Here is a 22,398-nt window from a genome sequence, read left to right on the forward strand (position 1 = left end):
CAGTTGTCCGAGCTGCGCGACGAACACCACCGCGCCATCCGCTGCAAACGCCCAAACCAGGAAACACGGGGGTTCCGTACATGCTCACTCACTTGAGCGTTCGCCATTTCGCCACCGTCGATCAACTCGAGCTGGAACCGGAATCCGGCCTCACCGTCATCAGCGGCGAAACCGGCGCCGGCAAATCCGTATTGATCGATGCCCTTTCCCTGACCCTGGGAGAACGGGCGGATTCCGCCGTGGTTCGACCGGGCTGCGAACGGGCGGAAGTACTGGCCAGCTTCACCGTGGCCGACCACGCCCAGGCCAGAGCCTGGCTGGAAGAGCGGGAACTGGACAACGGCGATGACTGCCTGCTGCGCCGCACGGTCCGCGCCGATGGCCGCTCCCGCGCCTATATCAACGGCACGCCGGCCCCCCTGGCCGATGTACGCCAGCTCGGCGAACTGCTGATCAGCATTCACAGCCAGCATGAACATCAGGCCTTGCTGCGTCGGGACACTCACCGTCAACTGCTTGACAACTTCGCCGGCACCGGCGACCTGGCGGCCTCCGTGCGGAACGCCTGGCGGCAGTGGCAACAGGCCCGCCAGGTGCACGACCAGGCCCTCACCGGTGCCCGCGAACAGAGCGAACGCCAGGAGTTGCTGCGCTTCCAACTGGACGAACTGGACGCCCTGGCCCTGGCCGAAGGCGAATTGGCGGAACTGGATCAGGAACAACAACGCCTGGGCCACGCCGACGCCCTGATCCGCCTGTGCCAGCAATCGGTGGCGGCACTGTACGACGGCGAGGAAGGCACCTGTAACGATCAGTTGGGCCAGATCCGCCACTGGCTGGAAGAAGCCCGCGACCACGACAACGCTTTGTCGGAAGCTTTGGACACGGTGGAGTCCGCACGCCTGCAGGTGGAAGCGGCCGCCGAGTCTCTGCGCCACTACCTGGACCGCCTGGATCTGGATCCGGAGCGGCTGGCGCAGGTGGAAGAGCGCCTGGGCCAAGCCTACAGCCTGGCCCGTAAACACCGGGTGCGCCCGGAAGAACTGGTGGAGCATCACCAGCAACTGGCGCGCGAAGTAGACACCCTGGAACACTTCGACGAGCACCTGGAGACCCTGGCCAAAGCGGAGGAAGACGCCCGGGAGCATTACATGAGCACAGCCCGCAAGCTCAGCAAGGCCCGCAAGACCGCCGCCGCCACACTCACTCGTCAAATCGCCACCCAGCTCAAGGCCCTGGGCATGAAAGCCGCCAGACTGGAAACCGTGGTGGAAGACGACAGCCCCGGCGCCGAAGGTCTGGATCTGGTGGAATTCCGCTTTTCCGCCAACCCCGGCCAACCGTTACGGCCGCTGGCCAAGGTTGCCTCCGGTGGCGAGCTGTCCCGGGTCAGTCTGGCGATCCAGGTGATCTGCGCGCGCAACCTGACGGTGCCCAGCCTGGTGTTCGATGAGGTGGATGTGGGGGTCGGTGGCGGGGTGGCCGAAATCGTCGGCCGCTTGCTGCGGGAACTGGGCGAGCACGCCCAGGTGCTGTGCATCACCCACCAGGCGCAAGTGGCCAGCCAGGGGCACCAGCACTGGCAAGTGCACAAGATTCAGAGCAAGAACACCACCCGCACCCGCATCCAGCCCCTCGCCCCGGACGCCCGGGTGGAGGAACTGGCGCGGATGCTGGGTGGCGTGGAGATCACCGACTCCACCCTGGCCCACGCCCGGGAAATGCTCGAGAAAGGCCAGGAAGTGGCCTGACAAACCCCCTCCGCCCGTACCCTGGGGCACGGGAGATTGGGTCGGAGAGGAAGCTTGCGGGCGTGGCGCCGCGATGCGGCGTTGGGCTGGCTGGCGGTGGGGGCCTGGACCGATCGGTTATTTGCGCTTCGGCTTAACGTACAGCACCAGGGCGTGGTCGACGATGTCGTAGCCGTGCTTGTCGGCGATCATCTTCTGACGCTTCTCGATTTCCTCATCGACGAACTCGATCACCTCACCGGTCTCGGTGCAGACCATATGATCATGGTGGCCCTCATCGGCCAGCTCGAATACGGCGGAACCACCCTCGAAGTTGTGGCGCAATACAATGCCCGCCTGCTCGAATTGAGTGAGCACCCGGTAGACGGTGGCCAGCCCCACATCCTCGCCGGCTTCCATCAATGCCTTGTAGATGTCTTCCGCGCTGAGATGCCGGGAATCGGAGGATTCCAGTTGCTGAAGGATTTTCACCCTCGGCAAGGTCACCTTGAGTCCCGCTTTTCTAAGATCCTGATTATCCAATGTACTTGCTCCGTAGCCGCCTTTTGGGGATCGCCTGACTTTCAGGGAACCTTGTTCCCCCCGTTCAAGTCTGTATTATCGCCCGAACATTATGCCAAGTCGAAAACCCATGCCAAGGATCATCGCCCTTTTTGCCATATTGACCACCCTGCTGGCCGGCTGCAGCTCCCTGCGCTTCCCCGGGGTCTACCGCATCGACATTCCCCAGGGGAATGTGGTCACCGAGGATATGCTGTCTGGTCTGCAGCCAGGCATGACTCCCGAGCAGGTTCGCTTCGTGCTCGGTCCGCCCACGCTGACCGACCCGTTCACCCCCAATACCTGGTTCTACCTGCTGCAGTACCAGCCCGGTAACGGTGAGATGGTGGAACAGCAGATCGTGGTGCATTTCGACCAGGGACACTACAGCCATTACGACGGTCAGGTCACCAGCGACCTGCGCGAGCGCACCTCCGGCCACCAGGACCAGGAATTACTGCGGCGCGCCGAGGACCGGCGCCAGGAAGCCGCCAACTGATCCCATCTCAGTCCTGGCTGGCACGCCGGGCCCTGGCCCGGCGTGCTGATTTCGGGTCCGCCTTGAGCGGCCGGTAGAGTTCCACCCGTTCCCCTTCCGCCAGTGTCCGCCCCGCCGGATTCGGCTCCACCTTGCCAAACACCCCCATGCTGACCCCGGCCGGGTCCAGCCCTTCGAAATGCTCGGCAATGCCCGAAGCGGTCACGGCCTCCAGCATGGAAGCGCCCTCCGGCACCTCCACCGCAATCAGCTTCTGCTTCTCCGGCAAGGCATAAACCACCTCGACGCGAATAGTCCCGGCCATGGGCCTAACCTCCCAGCGCGCCGATCAGGGCATTGAGGAACACCGCGGCCACCGCCAGTGGCGCCACAAGGCGCACCACCGCCCGCCATATCATGTACAGCCCGAAGCTCTTCATCGCCAACTCCTTACGGGCCTGCGTTTCCTTCATGACCCAGCCGGCGAAAATGGCGATCAACAGGCCACCCAAGGGCAACATCAGGCTGGAAGCGAGGAAATCGATGTTCTGGAAGAAGGTGCCCACCAGGAAGGTCACATCCTTCCAGTAATTGAAGGACAGCACCGTACCGATACCAATCACCCAGGCGGTCAGGCCCACGGCCAGGGCCGCCAGTGGCCGTCCCAGCCCCCGTTCCACCAGCCAGGCCACCATCGGCTCACCCAGGGAAATGGAGGAGCTCAACGCCGAGCACATCACCAGCACGAAGAACACCGTCCCGACAATGACGCCGGCGGGCATCTGGCCGAACGCCAACGGCAGGGTCACGAACAGCAGCCCCGGTCCCTGGGAAGGCTCCAGGCCATTGCTGAACACCACCGGAAAAATCACCAGACCGGCCCCCAGAGCCACCAGCGTGTCCAGTAACGCAATGATCCCCACGGTGGAGACGATCGACACCCGCCGGGTCTTGCCGCTACGGCGATCCTTGACCTCACGAGGCATATAGGCGCCGTACACCATGATCGCGCCCATCCCCAGGCTCAGGGTGAAAAACGCCTGTCCCAGAGCGGCCATTACCGCCTTGCCGGAGAGCTTGGAGAAGTCGAAGTGGAACATGAAATTCACGCCCTGGGCGAACCCCGGCGTGGTACTGGCGTAGACCACCAGTCCGATCAGCAGCACGAACAGCAGCGGCATCAGCACCTGCACCGCTTTTTCCAAGCCCCTGCTGACGCCACGAGCCACCACCCACATGGTCAGGATCATAAAGGCGGTGTGGCAGCCCAGCATCAACCAGGCGTTCGCCTGCATCCCCTCGAAATGGGCCAGAGAGCCGGCGGCGGAGATACCCTGGAACCCGCCCTGGGCCATGTCCCAGATGTAATAGAGCGTCCAGCCGGCGATCACCGAATAGAATGACAGAATCAGAAACCCGGCCAGAGCCCCCAGGTAACCGATCCCGGCCCAGCGGCGGCTCACCTTGCTCTCCGCTGCCAGCTTTTTCATCGTATGCACCGGGCTCATGCCGCCTTTGCGGCCGAGCATCACCTCCGCCACCATGATCGGCACGCCAACCAGAGCAATACACAGCAGGTAGACCAGCACGAAGGCGCCACCGCCATACTCCCCGGCGAAATACGGGAATTTCCAGATGTTACCGAGCCCGACGGCGGATCCGGTGGCCGCGAGAATAAACGCCCACCGGCTGGTCCACATGCCGTGGACCGGCTTGTCACCTTGCTTCATGCAAACCTTACCCCTTGGTGAAATGCGATCATTGTGTTGATTTTGCGACAGGCGCTCAAGCCGCAAAACCGCCGACCGTCCATGCCGTCATGCCAATGACGCTCGCTAAAGCACCGGGCTGTCTCTATAATCGCGCCCCCATGGGCAAAGCGAAAAAAGCGAAAACACCATCCAGCACCGTGGCGCAGAACCGCAAGGCGCGCTTCGACTATCACCTGGAAGAACACTTCGAGGCCGGGCTGGCGCTGGAAGGCTGGGAAGTGAAATCCCTGCGTGAAGGGAAAGCCAACCTGTCGGAGGCCTACATCCTGCTCCGTGACGGGGAGGCCTACCTGTTCGGCGCCCGCATCGAACCACTCCCCACCGCCAGCACCCACATCACTCCGGACCCGCTGCGCAGCCGCAAGCTGCTCCTGCACCGGCGCGAGCTGGCCCGCATCTTCAGTGGCGTGCAGAAGGACGGCTACACCTGTGTGCCGGTGAGTCTGTACTGGAAGCGCGGACTGGCCAAGCTGGACATCGCCCTGGCCAAAGGGAAGCAGAAGTTCGACAAGCGCGCCACCGAGCGGGAACGCGACTGGAATCGCCAGAAGCAACGCCTCCTGCGCCGCAACTAGCGACGCAGAAGCGCGCAGATCAGGCAATGCCGGGGTCAGGAGGCGGTGTGGCGATGGCTAGCCACCAGCGCCTTTACCTCGTCGCGGACACACCAGTAGAACAGCAACCAGGAGCGCAGCACCGCCGGCAGGAAGTACACCGCGAACAGGATCACCGGCACCCGGGCGTCTCCGGAAACCCGTTCCACCAGCAGCACACCCGCGCCATAGGCACAGAGCACCAGCAGCAACTGCAGGCTGCGGGCCAGCAAGGGCCGCGCGGTTACTGGAGCCAGCAAATAGGTGGCGCCCTCTTTAGCTGACCGAAAGATCGTCTTCATCGTTTTCTCCTCAATGAACGACGATGCCTTGATCAACGGCCACTTTCTCAGTCTGATTGGGGGCTCGCTGTAAGTCATCGTGTGGATCACATGGGTGTCCCCGCTGTCCTTCGCTTTTGGCGCCAGGACCGTCGACACACCCAGCCGCACCCCGTGCGACGAGCCCATAATGCGCCCGCCCGACGACACAACCCTGACAATATGTACGATTGTCCGACAATTTATGTAAAGCTCCGTAACACACCTTCCCACCACTTGTTTTCGACTTCTTTGCCCCCATCTCGTACACTACGCCACCCTGGGGCCGACAAGGTTTCGACGCCGGTATTGAACTCTGTGGTGCATGCCGAGAAGGTCACGAGTCTCGTAAAACATTTGTGGCATCTTTAAAGTAATCGCAAACGACGATACTTACGCACTGGCGGCCTAAGGCCTGCCTACGGTCAAGCGACCCAGCCTGTGGGGAAGCGCGACCGGCATCGCTACACAGGCTCGCAGCAAAGTCCGCCCCGGGCCGCGCTGTTAAAACTTAAAGGGGCTCGGCTCTTTCGTCCTGCCCGTCGGGCTGAAAGGGCCTAAATCAATAGACACGGCTAAGCATGTAGATCTGCAGGCGGATTGCTGACGGACGCGGGTTCGATTCCCGCCGGCTCCACCAATTTAAAGCTCCACCGATGAAAGACCGATGAAAGAAAAGGGGCGCTCCATTCGGGGCGCCCCTTTTTCGTTCTGGCCGTTGATCCGGTGAGGACGCCCCCCCCCCCTCGACAGACCCAACCACCGTAGGGTAGGAGCGGCCCACGGACCGCGATACTCTTTTGATCCATCAGACGCGCACGCGGGATCCGTGGCGCTCCGGTGATCACTCTCACCGGACCAGCATCCTCAGAGACACCCGGGAAAGGGACAGGAATAACATCATGATCAGAATCGGTTTGCTATTGATGCTGCTGATGAGCATGGCATTGAGCTCCGGCTGCGGCGTCTACAACGCCTATAAGTCCCACAATGCGCCGGATCTGCTCCCCATCCCGCCCGAACTGGCCGGGGTCGATCCGGAAAAAGAAAAGGCACGGATGGACGATCTGGCAAGGCAGCTCGAAACCGCTCTTGCCGCCGGCAAGTCCGTGGTGATTTCTCCCATTTTCACCAAGGACGCCTACCACCAGGGCTTCCGTGGCGAGGACGGCCTGGATGTGCTTTGGGAGAACCCCAATCAGGCCGGCGGCAGTTATTCTCTTACCTGGCTGCGAGCCACCCAGATCCGGGTCGACGGCCGGGATTATCTGGTCTCAGTGGAAGAGCCGGGCCGCTACAGCCTCAAAGTGGTCAATTATCAGGCCAGGGACGCCAACCTCGACGGCATGAAACGGGCCGACAAACCGGTCGCTTCACGAGGCCTCGGAGTCACCTATCTGAGCAGCGGCTCCTACAAAGGCCATGAATGGACCCAGGAGTGGCAAGACGAGATCTCCTGGAATGACCGCCCTCGCCTCAAGACCTATTGCACCCCCACGATGGGCGGCCATTGCATCCCCCATAACGTGATGGAATCCCGCAAACGGGTGATGCGGGAAGCCGGCTATCACACCACGGTGAAGGAGGTAGCCAAGCCCGCCGTCGACGTGGCCACGGTATTGGATCGCGACTTCGCCGCCTTTGACCTGAGCGCGGGCGAGGTAGTGATGATCGACGGTGTCTTCGCCAAACCGCCCAACAACTGGTTCGTGGACGACGCCTGTGTCGAAAGCTCGGTCGCCGGCATACTGCAGTGCGAGCTGAGAGGCTTCACCATGCAACGGCTCCGGCCTTCCATGGACGCCTTCCGCCAGGGGCTGTCCGAACCGGCATTGAGCCCCAACCGGCGGGCACGCCAATTGAACCTGACTTCCCGGAACTACAGCGTTCCCAGCGAGACACTGGCCAAGTTATTGTCTTCCGCCACGTATCGACAAGTGCGCTTTTCCGCCAAACCGGGTGAGGTCGATGAAGCCTGGGGACAAACCTACTACTTGAATCTGGACTAACGCCCACCGTCCGCCCCGGTTTCCTTTCGCTTCTGCGCCCTGCCCAGGCCGGCCCCCACGCCGGCCCAGGCCACAGCGATCCCCGCGCCGATCACCATCGGCAGCGCGGGGACGGAGGCCATCAGATCCAGCCCGCTTTTCACCCAGCCACTCAGCGCATCGCCACCCCGGTAGACCACCGTGTCGATGGCGTTCTTGGCTTTGTATTTCTGTTCGGCGGGGACCACGGTGTAGAGCATCTCGCGGCCGGGACGAACCAGCGCGTACTCGCCGGCACGCCGGGCAATCATGACGACAACGAAGACCGCGAACGTGGGCGCCAGAGCGAGCCAGAGAAAGCCCGCGGTGATCACCAAAGGCACCGCCGTGAGCAGAACCCCCACACCAAGGCGCTGGGCAATGCGGCCGGTCAGGAACACCTGGGTCAGAATCGCCAGCGCCTGCACCACTGTGTCGATCAACCCAAACACCTGGGTTTGCCGGGTGCGGTCAGGGAACGTCTCGGCCACCAGCCTGGCCTGCTCGAAATAGAGAAAGGTGCTGACACTGGCCAGCAACAGCACGAAAACCGCGATGGCGATCAGATAAGGAGAGCCGAACACCTCGCCGATACCGGCCAGGGGATTGCCGCCCAAAGCGCGTTCGCGGTGCCCGTCACCGGCCCGCTCGCGATCCGGCTCCCGGTGGCGGTCCCGCCAGCGATGCAACCAGCCCGCCGCGACCGCGCTGGCGGCAAGCAGACCGGCCGCCAGCAGCAGCAACCCGGCATGGCCGATGGGCGCCACCAATACCGTGCCCAACACCGGCCCGGTAAGTCCCCCCAGGCTGGCGCCACCGGCAATCAAGGCGAACAGGCGCTTGGCTTCGGCGCTGACGAACACATCCGCCAGCACACTCCAGGCAAGAGAAATAGCCAGCAGGTTGAACACCGAAAGCCAGACATAGAACACCCGCCCGGCCCAGACGTCGCCCGGCAGCCAGACCATGGCGGCGGCGAAACCCAGCAGATTGGTAACGAAGAAGCCGTAAACCCAGGGCAGAATATGGCGCCGGGATACCCGCGACGCTACCCAACCGAACGCTGGCAGCGCCACCAGGGTAGCCACGAAGGTGGCGGTGAACAGCCATTGCAGGTTGTCCACACCGCCGGCCACGCCCATGGTTTCGCGCACCGGCCGCAGCATGAAATAGCCGGTGAACAGAGAGAAAAACATCAGCAGCCCCGCCACCACCGCCGGGGCCTCCACAGGGCGAACATTGAACAGCCGGACCACCAGCCGCGACACCGGGTGGGCGGGCGCCATGGTCAGGAGAATAGGGCGCGCAAATCGCGGCGCTGCCGTTCGGTCAACATCGGCCCGTAACCGGCCTGCAGATTATCGCTCTGGCGATGGGGCTTCCCGGTGGCGGGAATGACCGCGGTCACCGCCGGATGACTGATGGAAAACTTCAGGAACGCCTGGGCCCAGGAATCGATCCCGGCTTCCGGCGCCCATTCCGGCAGCGGCCGATCCGCCACCTGGCGGAACAGGCGGCCATCATCAAAGGCCCGATTGATCAACACCGCCACGCCCAAATCCCGGGCCAGCGGAAACAGTCGCTCTTCCGCCTTGGTGGAAATCACCGAATAGTTGATCTGCAGGAAATCCGGCTTGCTGGCTTCCACCACCTCGGCCAACTGATCCTGACCACTATCAAGCCAGTGCGTCACGCCGCTGTAACGCACCTTGCCTTCTTTCTTGAGGTCGTTGATCAGCGCCATCTGGGTTTGCCAGTCCTGCATGTTGTGCACCTGCAGCAGTTCCACTTTGTCGGTTTTCAGGCGGCGCAGCGAGTTTTCAAACTGGGCCTTGCCGGCCTCTCTGCCAGTGCTGGAAATTTTCGTGGCCAGAAACGTTTTTTCCCGCAGTCCCAGCTGACTCAACAGGTCACCGATCACCGTTTCCGCCGAACCATAGCTGGGCGCGGTATCGATCAAGCGTCCGCCACCGGCGAAAAAACGCCGAAGCACTTCACGCAGGGGATCGCGCTCCTGGTCAGAGGTGCCCACCTCGAAACTGCCGGACGAGCCCATGCCAATAACCGGAATCGCTTCACCGCTGGAAGGAATGGTCCGCATCGCCATGGCAGCGTCCTTTTCGCTGGCCGCCCAAAGCGGCGACAACGCCAGGCCGGCGGCGGAAGCCGCGCCGGCTTTCAACAGAGTACGTCGGGACAGCATGAGAGCACCTCCTTATCCTTATATCGACCGCTTCGTATCGAAAACCGGGTCAGCAGATATCGTCCACCACGCCGCCGTCCACGCGCAACGCCGCACCACTGGTGGCGGACGCCTGGGTGGAGCAGACATAGACCACCATGTTCGCCACTTCCTCGACACTGGCGGGACGCTGAATCACCGAGCTCGGACGCTCCGCCATGACAAATTCCCGGCCCAACGTCTCCACCGACTTGCCGGTGCGCGCCATCTCGTCCTGCATCATGGCGCGGAAGCCATCCGAAAGCGTCGGCCCGGGCAAGACCGAATTAACGGTGACGCCGCTGCCGGCCACATGTTTGGCAAGGCCACGCGACAAGGCCAACTGCGCGGTTTTGGAGACGCCATAGTGAATCATGTCGGCGGGAATATTGCGGGCCGACTCCGATGAAATGAACACCACCCGGCCCCAGCTTTTCTCCACCATACCCGGCAGATAAGCCCGGGAAAGCCGCACCCCGGACATGACGTTGGTTTCCCAGTAGTCATCCCAGGTATCGTCGTCAGTATCGTAGAAATCCTTGGGCCCATAGATGCCGACATTGTTGACCAGAATATCCACCGCCGGGATTTGCGCCAGCAGCGCCTTGCAACCGGACAGGTCGGCGAGATCCGCCGCCACACCCCGTGAATTCACGCCCGGCACGTCCGCGGCCAGCCTGTCCCTGGCCCGGGCCACCGACTCATCACCGCGGCCATTGAGAATCACCTCCGCGCCGGAAGCCGCCAGGCCCACGGCAATGGCATAACCAATACCGCCAGTGGAAGCGGTGACCAGCGCGGTCTTACCGGATAAATCAATATTCATACTCAGCCTTCCGATTTCGGGTTCAAACCTGCAAACCGTCATGAACAGATAATGTGCGCATTCAAAAGGCGTTGCACAATCACCGGAATCGGATAAGGATTGTTTCCAAATCGTTGAGAATAATCATGCTCAAGGACATCAACGACCTGCGCATCTTCGAACGCATCGTGGCACGGGGCAGCCTCTCCGCCGCCGCACGTGAACTGGGCCTGTCCCTGGCGGTGGTGAGCAAACGTCTGGGAGAACTGGAACGGCAGCTGGATGCGCGGCTGTTGCACCGGACCACCCGCCGGCTCTCGCTCACCGAGGAAGGCGACATTCTTCATCAACATTGTCTGCGCCTGCTGTCCCAGGTGGACGAGGCGGAAGCGGCCCTGCTGCATCACCATGGCAGTGTCACCGGCACCCTGCACCTGACCGCCCCCACCGGTTTCGGGCGCCGCCACTTGGTGCCGGCACTGTCACGTTTCACCCACGAATACCCGGAGCTGCGAGTACAACTGGCCCTGACCGACACGGTGGAAGACCTGGCCAAGGGCGGGTTCGATCTGGCGATCCGCTACGGCGAACCCTTGGATTCGCGCATGGTGGCGCGCCGCCTGGCCCCCAACCGCCGGGTGCTGTGCGCCAGCCCCGACTACCTGCAACGCAAGGGCGCCCCGCGCAAACTGGCGGACTTGGCTGATCACGCCTGCATTCTGATCGGTCAGCAACCACAGGCGGACTGGTATTTCGGTCGTGGGCAACGTGAAAGCGCCGTGCGCATCACCGGCGCCTTCTGCTGCAACGACGGCGAGGCCGCCCACGCCCTGGCCCTGCAAGGCGCCGGCATCGTACTGAAGTCCATCTGGGACGTGGGCGAGGACCTGCACCGCGGCCGTCTGATCCAGGTACTGCCCCGCCACGCTCCCGCCGCCGCGCCCTTGAATGCCCTCTACCTGCACGGCCGCCATCTGGCCCCACGGGTTACCCTGTTCCTGGATTTCCTCAAACAGTATCTGCATGCCCATCCCCAGAGCACCCGCGCTAAATAGGCGCTCACCCCGCGCGAAAATCGGCATCATCAATTGCCCGTGAAACCGTTGACCCCGCGCAAGCCGGACCACCATGATCAAGGATCCGATTTCGGGCGAGCGGTGAATCAAGGACACGAAGATGGAATCCTTACCGATCATTTCCATGGCGGGGTTGTTGAGCGAGCAACCGGCGGAGCGTCAGGCCACGGCCAACGAACTGGGGCGCGCCTGCCGGGATATCGGTTTTTTCTACCTGGTGGATCATGGGATTCCGGACTCCGTGTTCGAGGCATTGTTCGAGGACGCCTCGGCTTTCTTCTCACTGCCGTCCGACCGCAAGGAAGCGCTCTCCATCAAACGCTCCCCGCATAATCGCGGCTACGTGGCGATCCAGGACGAAAAACTCAACCCGGTTTCCGGCGCCGACAGCAAGGAAGCGTTCAACATCGGCCATGACCTGCCGGCGGATCACCCCGACGTGCTCAATAATAAACCCTTCTGCGGAGTGAATTACTGGCCGGATCTTCCTGGCTGGCGTGAGCGCACCCTGAATTATTACCACCGCTGCCTGAACGTGGCCCGCACCCTGCACCGCGGCTTCGCCCTGGATATGGGCGCCCCTGAAGATTTCTTCGAGTCCCGCCTGATCGAGCCCATCGCCACCCTGCGCATGCTGCGCTACCCGGCCGCCCAGGGTGACCCGCAAAGGGCGGACGGCGCCGCCGGCACTCACACCGACTACGGTAACGTCACTCTATTGAAAACCGACCGCGTCCCCGGTCTGGAAGTGCGCACCAAGGACGGCCAATGGATCGATGCCCCCAGCCTTCCCGGCGCCTTCGTCTGCAACATCGGCGACTGCCTGATGCGCTGGAGCAACGACCTCTACCAGTCCACCCCTCATCGGGTACGCACACCGGAAGCCGAGCGCTACTCCGTGGCGTTTTTCATGGAAGCGGACCCGGACGCCATGGTCGATCCTCGCGATCTGTTCCCCCACCAGGAGCCACACTACCCACCGGTCAGCTGTAGCGACTACCTGGCGCAGCGACTCAACTCCACCTACGACTTCCGCGCCGAACCGCGCCAGGCCAATCGTTAGCTATTAAGGAACCTCTGAAAAACGTCATGCCGATCGAGTCCGGCATGACGTTTTTCAGAGGTTCCTTAGGCATTTACCACCAGCCTTGGCCAGATTTCCAGCCACTGTTTGGTGACTATGCGATCATTGAAGTCCTGGGGTTTTGGTCTTTTTGTATTAATCGTTACGGTAAAGTCGAACAAGGTGTCAAAGCCAAAAGGGGACACCAACAGAATATCTCCGGTATTGCTCAAGGCGGCGCCGACCGCTGTTTCAACCTCAACCCAGTAACTCATTGCATCTGACGTTGACGTGTAGGGCCTGTCGCGGTTCCGCTTGTGCATCCGCGCCTGATTCTTCACCGACCAAGGAACATCCAGAACGCTGACAAGCTCCCGTTCAAGCTTTCGATCTCTGCTCTCGGATATATCTACTGGATCGAAATGAACCAGATCAATATCGTTCAGGTCCGTGGCCTGTGAAAATCCATGAACCTTGTCCCATACAAGATTCCGTACGAATCCCGCGGCAAGACACCAATCCGAGAGTCCCAGACTCGCAGCAGCGAAAAGCGCTCTCATCCGCACGGGATCGTTTGCTATCCACTGTTTGATTCTGGCTTCAGAGTTCATCAAGTTGCCTAACGAAAAAAGCTAAAGCAGCGCCCTGAAAAGGGCGTTCCGGTGGACGGCCGCAAGGCAGGGAACGTACTTCAGCAACGGGTTATGAGTTCTCTGATGGCTCAATGTCTTCACCAAACATGATTCGATGCCCCTCGGGCGTCGCCACGCCGAACTCACGCAACCCCCAGGGCTTATCGGATATTACCTGGAAAATTTCGGCACCACGCTGCTGGTAGTCTCGGTAAATCTCGTCTATGCCCTCACAGTTTACATAGGCGAAGTACGAGTGCTCATGCGTATCACTGGCTGGAAGCTCGTCCGGGCAGTGCCCCAACATCACGTGAAAACCACCAAGACTCAAGAACGACCAACCGTCCACACGGAACCGGGCGGAAAACCCCAGTTTGTCGAGAAAGTAGCGTTCCGTCTTCTCAAGATCCTTGACCGCCAAAACATGCTGGGTGGCTTTTACTTCAAACATGGATGACTCCATTTACATTTTCCGACTCCGAAAAAGCCAACAAAACCAGAAAAGTCAACCAGTTACAAACTTTGACCTGAAATCTGTCCCGGTTCTGTTGCCACAAAAAAGGCGCATCGTAGCCGCCACGCGGAACCAAACCCTGAATATCATTGCATCAAATTGGTGCACAACTATAAATGCGCCCCAAAATAGCCCATAAAAGTCCTAAAAATCCCTATAAATCAGCGCTTTATTCTTGTATACAAAAATGGCATCCTAGCCAGAATTTCCTCTAGGGGGAATCCGGAGCCGCGCCCGGGAAGCGACCCGGCCGGCGCAGATCAAATCGTCTGGGGATGATCGTGGAGCTTTTGAGTGGTCACAGTGTCGGATGGCTGGCCGGGCTGGTGGTGGCCCTGCTGGCCACCGGCATCATCGCCGGCCTGCTGGCCGGTCTGTTGGGGGTGGGCGGCGGCATCGTGGTGGTGCCGGTGCTGTACCATCTTTTCACGCTGCTGGGCGTGGACGAGTCGGTAAAAATGCACGTGGCGGTGGGCACCTCCCTGGCCACCATTATCCCGGCCTCGATCATGTCGTCCCGGGCCCATGCCAAGAAGGGCAATCTGGACGTCTCCCTGCTACGTAGCTGGGGACCTGCCTTGTTGGTGGGCGTACTGATCGGCATCGCCATCAGCGGCTATCTGCGTGGCACCACCCTGACCGCGATCTTCGCCGTGGTCGCTCTGCTGGTGGCCGCCAACATGGCGTTCCGCGGCAAGGGTCTGGCGCTGACCGACGACCTGCCGCCGACCCCGTTCAAGCAGATCATCGGCACCCTGGTGGGCGGTTTCTCCACTCTCATGGGGATCGGCGGTGGCACGCTGAGCGTACCGCTGCTGACCGCCTTCGGTTATCCCATCCACCGCGCGGTGGGCACCGCCGCCGCCATCGGCATGGTGATCAGCCTGCCCGGCGCTATTGGTTTTCTGATCAATGGTCTGGGCGTGCCCAATCGCCCGCCGCTGAGCCTCGGCTACATCAATCTGGCCGGCCTGGCGCTGATCGTGCCAATGACCATGATGATGGCGCCAATCGGCGCGCGCATTGCCCACGCGGTGAACGCCAACCGGTTACGGCAGGTTTTCGCTTTTTTCCTTTTCCTGACTTCACTACGCATGCTGTACGGTTTGCTGTAACCGCCACGGCCTGGAGAACACGACATGTTGACGACCAAACGCGCGCTCGGCGGTGTCATGGTGGCGCCCCATCATCTGGCCGCCCAAGCCGGCCGGGACGTGCTTCGCGAAGGCGGTAACGCCGCCGAAGCCATGGTAGCGGCGGCGGCGGCCATCGCCGTGGTGTACCCGCACATGAACGCCATCGGCGGCGACGGTTTCTGGATCCTGGGCGCCCCCGGCGAGGAGCCTGTGGCGATCGAAGCCTGCGGAACCGCCGCGGCAGCCGCGGATGTCGACTACTACCGGGAACGCGGCCACGACAGCATCCCCAGCCGTGGCCCGTTGGCGGCGCTGACCGTGGCCGGCACCGTTGGCGGCTGGGGCCAGGCCATGAACGTGGCGCGCCAATGGGGAGGTAAGCTGCCGCTCACACGCTTGCTGGAAGACGGCCAACGGCATGCCCGGGACGGCGTGGCGGTGACCCGCAGTCAGGAACAACTGACCCGGCAGAAGCTGCCGGAGCTGGCTTCCGTTTCCGGCTTCGCCGACACCTTCCTTGATCAGGGTCAGGTGCCGGTGGAAGGCGCCATTCTGCGGCAGCCGCAACTGGCCGACACCCTGGAACGTATCGGGCGGGCCGGCACCGAGGATTTTTACCGGGGCGAGCTGGCCACCGCCATGGCCGAGGATCTGGCCCGGGCCGGCAGTCCGCTCACCCGCGAGGATCTGGCAGGCTATCAGGCGCGGACGTTACCGCCGCTGTCGGTGCGCCTGCGGGGCAGCACCCTGTATAACCAGCCGCCGCCCACTCAGGGCATGGCCTCGTTGATGATTCTCGGCCTGTTCGACCGGCTCGGGGTAACGGACGGTGAAAGTTTCGATCACCTGCACGGACTGGTGGAGGCCACCAAACAGGCGTTCCTGGTACGCGACCAGTATTGCACCGACCCGGCCTATATGAGCGAGGATCCGGCTCGCTTCCTCAGCGAATCGGATCTGGCCGAGCGGGTGCAACGCATCGACCGGCAGAGCGCTCTGCCCTGGCCTCACCCGGCGCAACCCGGCGATACCATCTGGATGGGCTGTATCGACCGCGAAGGCCGCTGCGCCAGTTTCATCCAGAGCATTTACTGGGAGTTTGGTGCCGGCATCGTGCTGCCCGCCACGGGCGTGCTGTGGCAAAACCGGGGTATCAGTTTCTCCCTGGATGACGCCGCTCTGCATACCCTGAAACCGGGCCGCAAACCGTTCCATACCCTGAACCCGGCCATGGCCCGCTTCGACGACGGCCGCACCATGGTGTACGGCACCATGGGCGGCGAGGGCCAACCGCAGACCCAGGCGGCGGTATTCAGCCGCTACGCCCTGTTCGATCAACCTTTGCAGCAGGCCGTGACCGCGCCGCGCTGGCTGCTCGGTCGAACCTGGGGGGAACAAAGCACCAGCCTGAAACTGGAAGCGCGCTTTGACCCCGCCCTGGTGCAACAACTGCGCGACGCCGGCCACCAGGTGGAAGTGCTGGACCAAGACTTCAGCGACACCATGGGCCACGCCGGCGCCGTGGTACGCCACCCCAACGGCCTGCTCGAAGGCGCCGCCGACCCGCGCAGCGACGGCATCGTCGCGACGCTCTGAACGCCATCCCTTTTTGTAACCCTCTCGGGCGCCGCCAGGCGCCCTTTTTTTGATCATCACGGTTTGGGGTGCCTCCATCAGAGACGCGGATCTGTACGGGGATGTATTCACGGCGTTCCCGCAAAAGCGTAACGCTGCTTCGCTGTCCACGATGGAAGCAAAAGGCCCACACCAGGCCCGCTTGCCCCATTTCTGTATACATCCACGCCCCTCTGCCCCTTTACGGGGCCCCACTTCTCCCCACTGCCTCGCAAATCCGCATTTTTCCAGCACCGAAGGTTGGCACGAACACTGCTCCGTCTGCTTTGGACGTCCCAAGGTTCTCAAGGAGCACACCCATGCAAAACCTTCCCAGCCGCCAACATTGGAGGGGCCGGCGGTGATACTGGAAAACGGCTTTCTCGATTTCGACCCGGTGCACCTCGACGCCACCGGAGAGGGCCCGCTGCAAGGCCTGACTTTCGCCGTCAAGGACGTGTTCGACATAGCCGGCACCGTTACCGGCGTCGGCCAGCCGAGCTGGCGCGCCAGCCAGCCGCCAGCGCGACACACCTCTCCGATGATCGAAACCCTGCTGGCGGCGGGCGCGGAACTGGTCGGCAAGACCCACACCGACGAGCTGACTTACAGCCTGGCGGGCCAGAACGCGCACTACGGCACACCGCCCAATCCGGCAGTGCCGGGCGCGGTACCGGGCGGCTCCTCCAGCGGCTCCGCCTCGGTGGTGGCCGCCGCGCTGGTGGACTTCGCGCTAGGCAGCGACACCGGCGGTTCGGTGCGGGTGCCCGCTAGTTACTGCGGCATCCATGGCCTGCGTCCCACCCATGGCGTGGTGGACTACCGTCACTGCGCCCATCTGGCGAAGAGTTTCGATACCCTTGGCTGGTTCGCCCGGGACGCCCGGCTCATGGCCCGGATTGGCCGGATTCTGCTGCCCGCCGGCGACCGGCCCGCGCCGCGCCGTTTGCTGCTGGTGGAAGAGGCACTGGCGCAATCCGATGCCGACGTGGTGTCGCAACTGGAAGCGCGGGTCGGCAACGGCCTGCCCGGCGTGACCTTTGGCGGCAGCATCAGTGTTGGCAACCTGGACACCTACTTCAACGCGTTCCGGCCACTGCAAGCTTACGAGGCCTGGGCCCGCTTCGGCTCCTGGATCGAAACCGAGCAACCGGTATTCGGCCCCGGCGTGAAGGAACGCTTCGAAGCAGCGTCCCGCATTAGCGCCGCCGAAGCCGAGGACGCCCGTGAACAATGCCAGGCTTTGCGGACCCGGATCCGCGCCCTGCTCGGCGAGGATACCCTGCTTTGCCTGCCCACCACGCCGACCTCGGCCCTGCCCTTGCAAGCCGACGAGGCCAGGGTGGAAGACATTCGCGGCCGCACCCTGCGGATGACGGCCCTGGCCGGCACCACCGGGCTGCCGCAACTGAGTTTGCCGCTGTTGCATGACCGTGATGGCCCGGTGGGCCTGTCATTGATCGGCCCGGCGAGCAGCGATCAACAGCTGCTGGATCTGGCGGCCCGCCTGCCTGAATTCATCAATACCTGACGCCCCGGCCCCGAAGAGTAATAATGTGGAGTGATAATAATGGCCCTGGAATTGGACCGCCCGGACGTAGTGGCGGAAGTCAAAGCCGCGTTCCTGCGCTATGAGAAAGCGCTGGTCGAAAATGATGTGACGGTCCTGGACGAATTGTTCTGGAACGACGAGCGTGTGGTGCGCTACGGTGCCGGCGAGAATCTCTACGGCTACCGGCAGATTGCCGCCTTCCGCGCGCAGCGGCCGTCCAAGGGACTGCAACGCGAATTACATAACACCGTGATCACCGCCCATGGCGACGATCTGGCCACCGCCTGGACCGAGTTCCGCCGCCCGGGGAACCCGCGTATCGGCCGCCAGAGTCAGGTCTGGGCCCGCCGCCCGGAGGGATGGCGGGTCGTGGCCGCCCATGTGTCGTTCATGGAGGAGTAAGCGTCATGACACAACAGACTGTGCTCAGTGCCGCCGGCGAGGACGACCGTCCATTGGCGGAGCAGGTCCGGCGCGCGCTGTCCGATGAGATTCTCGGCGGCCTGCTGCCGCCGGGCACGCGTCTGGACGAGATCGCCCTGGCTCGCCGCTTCAACGTTTCACGGACTCCGGTACGCGAGGCCTTGCGGGAAATGGCCTCCGCCGGCCTGGTCGAACACCAGCACCGGCGCGGCGTGTTCGTCATCGAAGTGCCGGAGCAGCGGCTCAGCGAAATGTTCGAATACGCGGCGGAAATGGAAGCGGCCTGCGCGCGCATGGCGGCGCTCAATATGACCCGCGCGGAACGGGAGGACTTGCTTGCCAGCCACCTGGACAGCCATGCCCATGTGGCCGACGGCAACGTGGACGCCTACGACGCGGCCAACCTGAGCTTCCATGAGAAGCTGTTTCGCGGCTGCCATAACAGCTACTTATATGAAACCGCCATGGCCGCCCGTTCCCGGGTGCTGGCTTACCGCCGCGCGCAATTCAGAGTGGGGGAACGCCTGGCCGCGTCCTTCACCGAGCACAGCGACATTGTCATGGCCATCGTTCGCGGCGAAAGCGAGCGGGCCGCGCAGTTGATCCGGGATCATGTTCTGCACGCCCACCGTACTTCACAGGATTATCTGGATACCCGTGGCGGTACGGAAAATCAATCCTCCGGATAAAGCGCCCGCACGAAACGCAGGTCGTAGGCTTTCTGATAATCCAGGTCATCCGGCAAAGTGCCGGCATCGACCATCTGCCGATAAAACTCCCGCCAGCGCCGGTCGCTCATGATGCCGTACCGGCCGCCCTCGGCATCACCGGACAGCAGGATCCCCTCGCTTTGCATTTTATCGATGCTGTAAGCGATCAGCGCGTCTTCCATCTGTGGGTTATCCGCCTTGATCAAGCTGTTCGCCGGCCGCGGATCCTCGAAGTAGGCTTTCCAGCCTTCCGCGGTGGCCGCCACCATGGCCTGTACCACTTCGGGATGCTTCTCGATCATCTCGCGGGTGGTATCCAGGGTCGCCGAGTAGGCTTCCCAACCGGCGTCCGCCAGCAACAAACTTTTTGCCGCCACGTTTTCTTTCCGCAGAAAGTAGCCGTCGTTGGTAATGTAGCCCTGCTGCGCGACCTTCGGATCCGTAATGAACGGCCCGATGGTGTAGTCGTAGGGCCGCAGTTGATCGTCGGTGAAACCGTACTTGGCCTTGAGCCAGGGCCAGTAGGCCACCCGGCCGGCGGTGGGAATGCGAAGCCCCGCGCCTTTCAGATCGGCGATAGTGTGGTAACCCTGCCCTTCATGCACCATCAGCGATTGCGGATCCTTCTGGAAAAACGCGGCCACCGTCACCAGCGGCAATCCCTGCTTCACCGCATTGAAGGATTGCAGACTGTAGCCCATGCTGAAATCGGTGACGCCACCGACCAGCAGTTGCACATTGTTGACCTGCGGACCGCCCATTTTTATGGTCACATCCAGGCCGTGCTTTTGGTACAACCCCATGGCCTTGGCGGCGTAGAGACCACCGTGCTCAGCCTGGGCATACCAGGTGGTGGATACTGTCACCGGCGTCAGTTCCTCCGCCACCGCCGTCACTGACAGGCACAAGCCCGCCAGCGCCAGAGCAGCATCGAGCCACCATCGTCGTTTCAATATCGGCTGTTTCAGGGTCCGTCGTTTCAGCGTCGACATGCTATTACCCTCATTTAATCGTTCGAGCCCGGTACAGGCATGCGGAATCGGTGAATCTCCTCCAGCGCGGCAACCCAGCCTTCCACCAGAGAGGCCAGGACCGTCTCCCCCTCTTCACGGCTGGAGCCCTGCGGGTCCCCGACCACGCCGCTGGCGCTGAGGTCGTGGGTCAGCCAGGCGAAACGAAAACGCCCTTCCGGAGTGAGCAGGCCATGATGCGGGCAGGGATACTCCCCCACCGCCCGGTCCAGATGCACATGATCCGGCGTCAACGCCAGCATCAGACTGGTTTCCGCGCGACCGGCATGAATGCCTTCGGCCTTTTCACGCTCGGAAAGAAACTCCCCGGCCCGATTCGGCACGCCCCAGGTGAACACGGGAAACAAACAAAAATCCGGATATTCGGCGCGCAGATCACGGGCCACTATTTCCACCACCTGAGGCTGACCGCCGTGTCCGTTGACCAGAACCAGCTTGCGGAACCCCATGCGGTACACGCTCTCACCGATATCCCAAAGCACCCGCAGCAAGGTATCGGCCTTGAGAATCACCGTTCCCGAGAATTGAATGTGCTCATTGGATTTACCGCACCATACCGGCGGTAACGCGAACGCCGGCACCGACTCCGGCAAGGCCGCCAACGCCTTGCCGCTTACCTCGGTGGCAATGGCGGTGTCGGTGCAAATAGGCAGATGCGGACCGTGCTGCTCAATGGCGCCAATCGGCAATACGATCACGGTGTTGGCCTTGTCCGGCAGTGCCTCGATCTCCGGCGCGGTCAAGTACGGCAAAAAACGGTGGGGTGGCACGCAGCCGTTCAGTTGACTCATGCCGCCGCTCCTTTTTCATCCCAGCTGCGCATCTTGCCCGGGTTCAGCAGTCCGGCCGGATCCAGCCGCTGTTTCATCGCCAGCTGTCCCGGATCCACACTGAGCTTGCCGCCATCCTCGAGAATATAGGTGTGCGGGTTGCTGACATGGACACCGTTATCCCGGTGATACTGAATGATCTGGTTAAGCCGCTCCTCGGTGGTGTAACGGATCACCTGCAAACCGCTACAGGTGACCGCCCCATCCGCCTTGAGGAATTCCAGATGCATCATCACCTCGTCACCGAAGTGCCGGTACATCTGCTCCACTTTTTCCACGTTCTCCCAGGGCCGGAAGCCGCTCTGCAGGTAAGTGATATCCTTGTGCTTGCGCAGGATGTGCAGCGTGGTGTGATTCCAGGTGTGCTCCACCAGACTTTTGGCGGTGCCGTAGACCTCGGCGTTATCCTGCTGACGCTCGATGCGGCCATTGAAGTTCGCGGCGATTTCCTCCACCGCTTCCAGGGCGGCACGGTTCACCAGACACAATACGGCGGCGCGCCCTTCACCCACATCCTTGCCCAGACCACACATTTGCGGCAGCGGATCCGCCAGCAGGGTCAACAGCTTTTTGATGACGCCGGTGGCCCGCCCCAGTGTCTGACAAAAACGCACACCCTCCATGAAGGAGGGGAAGCTGAGCACGGCCTCCTGCCAGTTCATTGCCGGCGTCAGCGCGAATTCCAGCTCGGTGATCACCCCGTTGACACCATAGGCGTGGTACAGGTCACGAGCCTCGGCGGATCGGAACTCGGCGACTTCCGGTTGCTCGGCCAGACTCATGGCCCGCACTCCCAGTACATTCCCCGGATCGCCGATGGAACCGTAGGTGATCGAGCCGATGCCGCCAAAGCCGCCGCAAAAGAAACCGCCGGCGGTGGCCAGCCTATAGGTGGACGGCAGCAAGCGCAGTTCCCAGCCTTTTTCCCTAGCCGCGTTGTCGATATCCACCAGCCGGGCTCCGGCCTGGACCCGGGCCACGCCGTCGGCGATCCACAGCACTTTATTAAGTCCACTCATGTCCATCAGCACACCGCCACGTAACGGCGTGCACTGACCGTAGTTGCCGGTACCGCTGCCGCGCAGTGTCAGGGGCACCCGGTGGCGATAGCAGGCCGCGGCCACCCGGCGCACTTGCTCTTCGCTGGTGGGGCGAACAATGGCGTCCGCCCGTTTGCCCTCCAACGCCTCGGTCAGGACCGGGCTGAACCAGGAGAAGTCTTTGGAGTAGCGCTGCAAGGCGGTACTGTCGGTGATCAGTTCCAGATCACCCAGATCCGCCGCCAGCCGCTGCATCGTGTTTTGATCCAT

Annotated in this window: 23 protein-coding genes and 1 other RNA gene; 12 read left to right on the top strand and 12 right to left on the bottom strand. The window is 62.4% G+C overall.

The window, feature by feature from the left end; translation table 11 throughout:
- The first annotated feature begins 80 nt into the window (after positions 1–80).
- Positions 81–1,751, top strand: coding sequence for a DNA repair protein RecN (gene recN / locus B5T_RS19240; RefSeq protein ID WP_014996189.1), 1,671 nt, complete (start codon positions 81–83; stop codon positions 1,749–1,751).
- Positions 1,752–1,868: 117 nt separating this feature from the next.
- Here recN and fur read toward each other — a convergent pair whose 3' ends face one another.
- Positions 1,869–2,273 carry a ferric iron uptake transcriptional regulator gene (gene fur, locus B5T_RS19245; RefSeq protein ID WP_014996190.1) on the bottom strand — a complete coding sequence of 135 codons (405 nt, stop codon included), beginning with the start codon at positions 2,271–2,273 and terminating at the stop codon, positions 1,869–1,871.
- 109 nt (positions 2,274–2,382) lie between these two features.
- On the opposite strand from fur, the gene B5T_RS19250 reads away from it, so the two are divergent.
- Positions 2,383–2,790 carry an outer membrane protein assembly factor BamE gene (locus tag B5T_RS19250; RefSeq protein ID WP_014996191.1) on the top strand — a complete coding sequence of 136 codons (408 nt, stop codon included), beginning with the start codon at positions 2,383–2,385 and terminating at the stop codon, positions 2,788–2,790.
- A 7-nt stretch (positions 2,791–2,797) separates the two neighbouring features.
- Here B5T_RS19250 and B5T_RS19255 read toward each other — a convergent pair whose 3' ends face one another.
- Both B5T_RS19255 and B5T_RS19260 read right to left on the bottom strand, forming a co-directional pair.
- Entirely contained in the window at positions 2,798–3,094 is a 297-nt protein-coding gene (locus B5T_RS19255) for an RnfH family protein (RefSeq protein WP_014996192.1), read from the bottom strand.
- A 4-nt stretch (positions 3,095–3,098) separates the two neighbouring features.
- Positions 3,099–4,499, bottom strand: a complete 1,401-nt coding sequence (locus tag B5T_RS19260; RefSeq protein ID WP_014996193.1) for a sodium-dependent transporter — start codon at positions 4,497–4,499, stop codon at positions 3,099–3,101.
- 140 nt (positions 4,500–4,639) lie between these two features.
- On the opposite strand from B5T_RS19260, the gene smpB reads away from it, so the two are divergent.
- Positions 4,640–5,116, top strand: coding sequence for an SsrA-binding protein SmpB (gene smpB, locus B5T_RS19265; RefSeq protein ID WP_014996194.1), 477 nt, complete (start codon positions 4,640–4,642; stop codon positions 5,114–5,116).
- A gap of 35 nt (positions 5,117–5,151) precedes the next feature.
- On the opposite strand, the gene B5T_RS19270 is transcribed toward smpB, so the two are convergent.
- Positions 5,152–5,436: a hypothetical protein gene (locus B5T_RS19270; protein ID WP_014996195.1), complete on the bottom strand. Its 285-nt coding sequence runs from the start codon at positions 5,434–5,436 to the stop codon at positions 5,152–5,154.
- A gap of 300 nt (positions 5,437–5,736) precedes the next feature.
- Here B5T_RS19270 and ssrA point away from each other — a divergent pair.
- Positions 5,737–6,094, top strand: a transfer-messenger RNA (tmRNA) gene (ssrA, locus tag B5T_RS22845).
- Positions 6,095–6,356: 262 nt separating this feature from the next.
- A complete protein-coding gene (locus tag B5T_RS19275) occupies positions 6,357–7,463 on the top strand; it encodes a hypothetical protein (protein ID WP_014996196.1) in 1,107 nt (368 codons plus the stop codon).
- Here the strand turns inward: B5T_RS19275 and B5T_RS19280 are convergent.
- Genes B5T_RS19280 through B5T_RS19290 form a run of 3 tightly spaced genes read right to left on the bottom strand, consistent with a single transcriptional unit; the run spans position 7,460 to position 10,528 of the window.
- Positions 7,460–8,767 (bottom strand): NTP/NDP exchange transporter, encoded by a 1,308-nt coding sequence (locus B5T_RS19280; RefSeq protein ID WP_014996197.1) that lies wholly within the window; start codon positions 8,765–8,767, stop codon positions 7,460–7,462. The two genes, B5T_RS19275 and B5T_RS19280, sit on opposite strands and share 4 nt — an antisense overlap.
- 2 nt (positions 8,768–8,769) lie before the next feature.
- The gene (locus B5T_RS19285) at positions 8,770–9,684 is read right to left on the bottom strand and encodes an aldo/keto reductase (RefSeq protein ID WP_014996198.1); all 915 of its coding nucleotides are present in this window, start codon (positions 9,682–9,684) and stop codon (positions 8,770–8,772) included.
- Positions 9,685–9,733: 49 nt separating this feature from the next.
- Complete coding sequence (locus B5T_RS19290) at positions 9,734–10,528, bottom strand: SDR family NAD(P)-dependent oxidoreductase (protein WP_014996199.1); 795 nt, start codon at positions 10,526–10,528, stop codon at positions 9,734–9,736.
- A gap of 125 nt (positions 10,529–10,653) precedes the next feature.
- Here B5T_RS19290 and B5T_RS19295 point away from each other — a divergent pair, with 125 nt between their 5' ends.
- Positions 10,654–11,562, top strand: a complete 909-nt coding sequence (locus B5T_RS19295; RefSeq protein WP_014996200.1) for a LysR family transcriptional regulator — start codon at positions 10,654–10,656, stop codon at positions 11,560–11,562.
- A gap of 121 nt (positions 11,563–11,683) precedes the next feature.
- Positions 11,684–12,646, top strand: coding sequence for an isopenicillin N synthase family dioxygenase (locus B5T_RS19300; RefSeq protein ID WP_014996201.1), 963 nt, complete (start codon positions 11,684–11,686; stop codon positions 12,644–12,646).
- A 65-nt stretch (positions 12,647–12,711) separates the two neighbouring features.
- Here B5T_RS19300 and B5T_RS19305 read toward each other — a convergent pair whose 3' ends face one another.
- Entirely contained in the window at positions 12,712–13,257 is a 546-nt protein-coding gene (locus B5T_RS19305) for a nucleotidyltransferase family protein (RefSeq protein ID WP_041717139.1), read from the bottom strand.
- A 91-nt stretch (positions 13,258–13,348) separates the two neighbouring features.
- Positions 13,349–13,729, bottom strand: coding sequence for a VOC family protein (locus tag B5T_RS19310; RefSeq protein ID WP_014996203.1), 381 nt, complete (start codon positions 13,727–13,729; stop codon positions 13,349–13,351).
- Positions 13,730–14,067: 338 nt separating this feature from the next.
- Between B5T_RS19310 and B5T_RS19315 the strand changes: the two genes are divergently transcribed.
- The 5 genes from B5T_RS19315 to B5T_RS19335 all read left to right on the top strand — a co-directional run bounded on the left by B5T_RS19315 (position 14,068) and on the right by B5T_RS19335 (position 19,206).
- Positions 14,068–14,907 (top strand): sulfite exporter TauE/SafE family protein, encoded by an 840-nt coding sequence (locus B5T_RS19315; RefSeq protein ID WP_202803019.1) that lies wholly within the window; start codon positions 14,068–14,070, stop codon positions 14,905–14,907.
- Positions 14,908–14,931: 24 nt separating this feature from the next.
- A complete protein-coding gene (locus B5T_RS19320; protein WP_014996205.1) occupies positions 14,932–16,524 on the top strand; it encodes a gamma-glutamyltransferase family protein in 1,593 nt (530 codons plus the stop codon).
- A gap of 379 nt (positions 16,525–16,903) precedes the next feature.
- Positions 16,904–18,073, top strand: a complete 1,170-nt coding sequence (locus B5T_RS19325) for an amidase (RefSeq protein WP_014996206.1) — start codon at positions 16,904–16,906, stop codon at positions 18,071–18,073.
- A gap of 39 nt (positions 18,074–18,112) precedes the next feature.
- Positions 18,113–18,496, top strand: coding sequence for an oxalurate catabolism protein HpxZ (gene hpxZ, locus B5T_RS19330; protein WP_014996207.1), 384 nt, complete (start codon positions 18,113–18,115; stop codon positions 18,494–18,496).
- Between the two features lie 5 nt (positions 18,497–18,501).
- Complete coding sequence (locus B5T_RS19335) at positions 18,502–19,206, top strand: GntR family transcriptional regulator (protein WP_014996208.1); 705 nt, start codon at positions 18,502–18,504, stop codon at positions 19,204–19,206.
- Here B5T_RS19335 and B5T_RS19340 read toward each other — a convergent pair.
- From B5T_RS19340 to B5T_RS19350, 3 genes are read right to left on the bottom strand one after another with little or no spacing between them, the layout of a single operon-like run.
- Positions 19,191–20,219 carry an ABC transporter substrate-binding protein gene (locus B5T_RS19340; RefSeq protein WP_014996209.1) on the bottom strand — a complete coding sequence of 343 codons (1,029 nt, stop codon included), beginning with the start codon at positions 20,217–20,219 and terminating at the stop codon, positions 19,191–19,193. The two genes, B5T_RS19335 and B5T_RS19340, sit on opposite strands and share 16 nt — an antisense overlap.
- Before the next feature lie 14 nt (positions 20,220–20,233).
- Complete coding sequence (locus B5T_RS19345; RefSeq protein ID WP_014996210.1) at positions 20,234–21,049, bottom strand: creatininase family protein; 816 nt, start codon at positions 21,047–21,049, stop codon at positions 20,234–20,236.
- On the bottom strand, positions 21,046–22,398 hold the full coding sequence (locus tag B5T_RS19350; RefSeq protein WP_014996211.1) for an FAD-binding oxidoreductase: 1,353 nt from the start codon (positions 22,396–22,398) through the stop codon (positions 21,046–21,048). The genes B5T_RS19345 and B5T_RS19350 overlap by 4 nt, the downstream gene beginning before the upstream one ends.

It is taken from the genome of Alloalcanivorax dieselolei B5, from assembly GCF_000300005.1.
Classification (GTDB): Bacteria; Pseudomonadota; Gammaproteobacteria; order Pseudomonadales; family Alcanivoracaceae; genus Alloalcanivorax; species Alloalcanivorax dieselolei.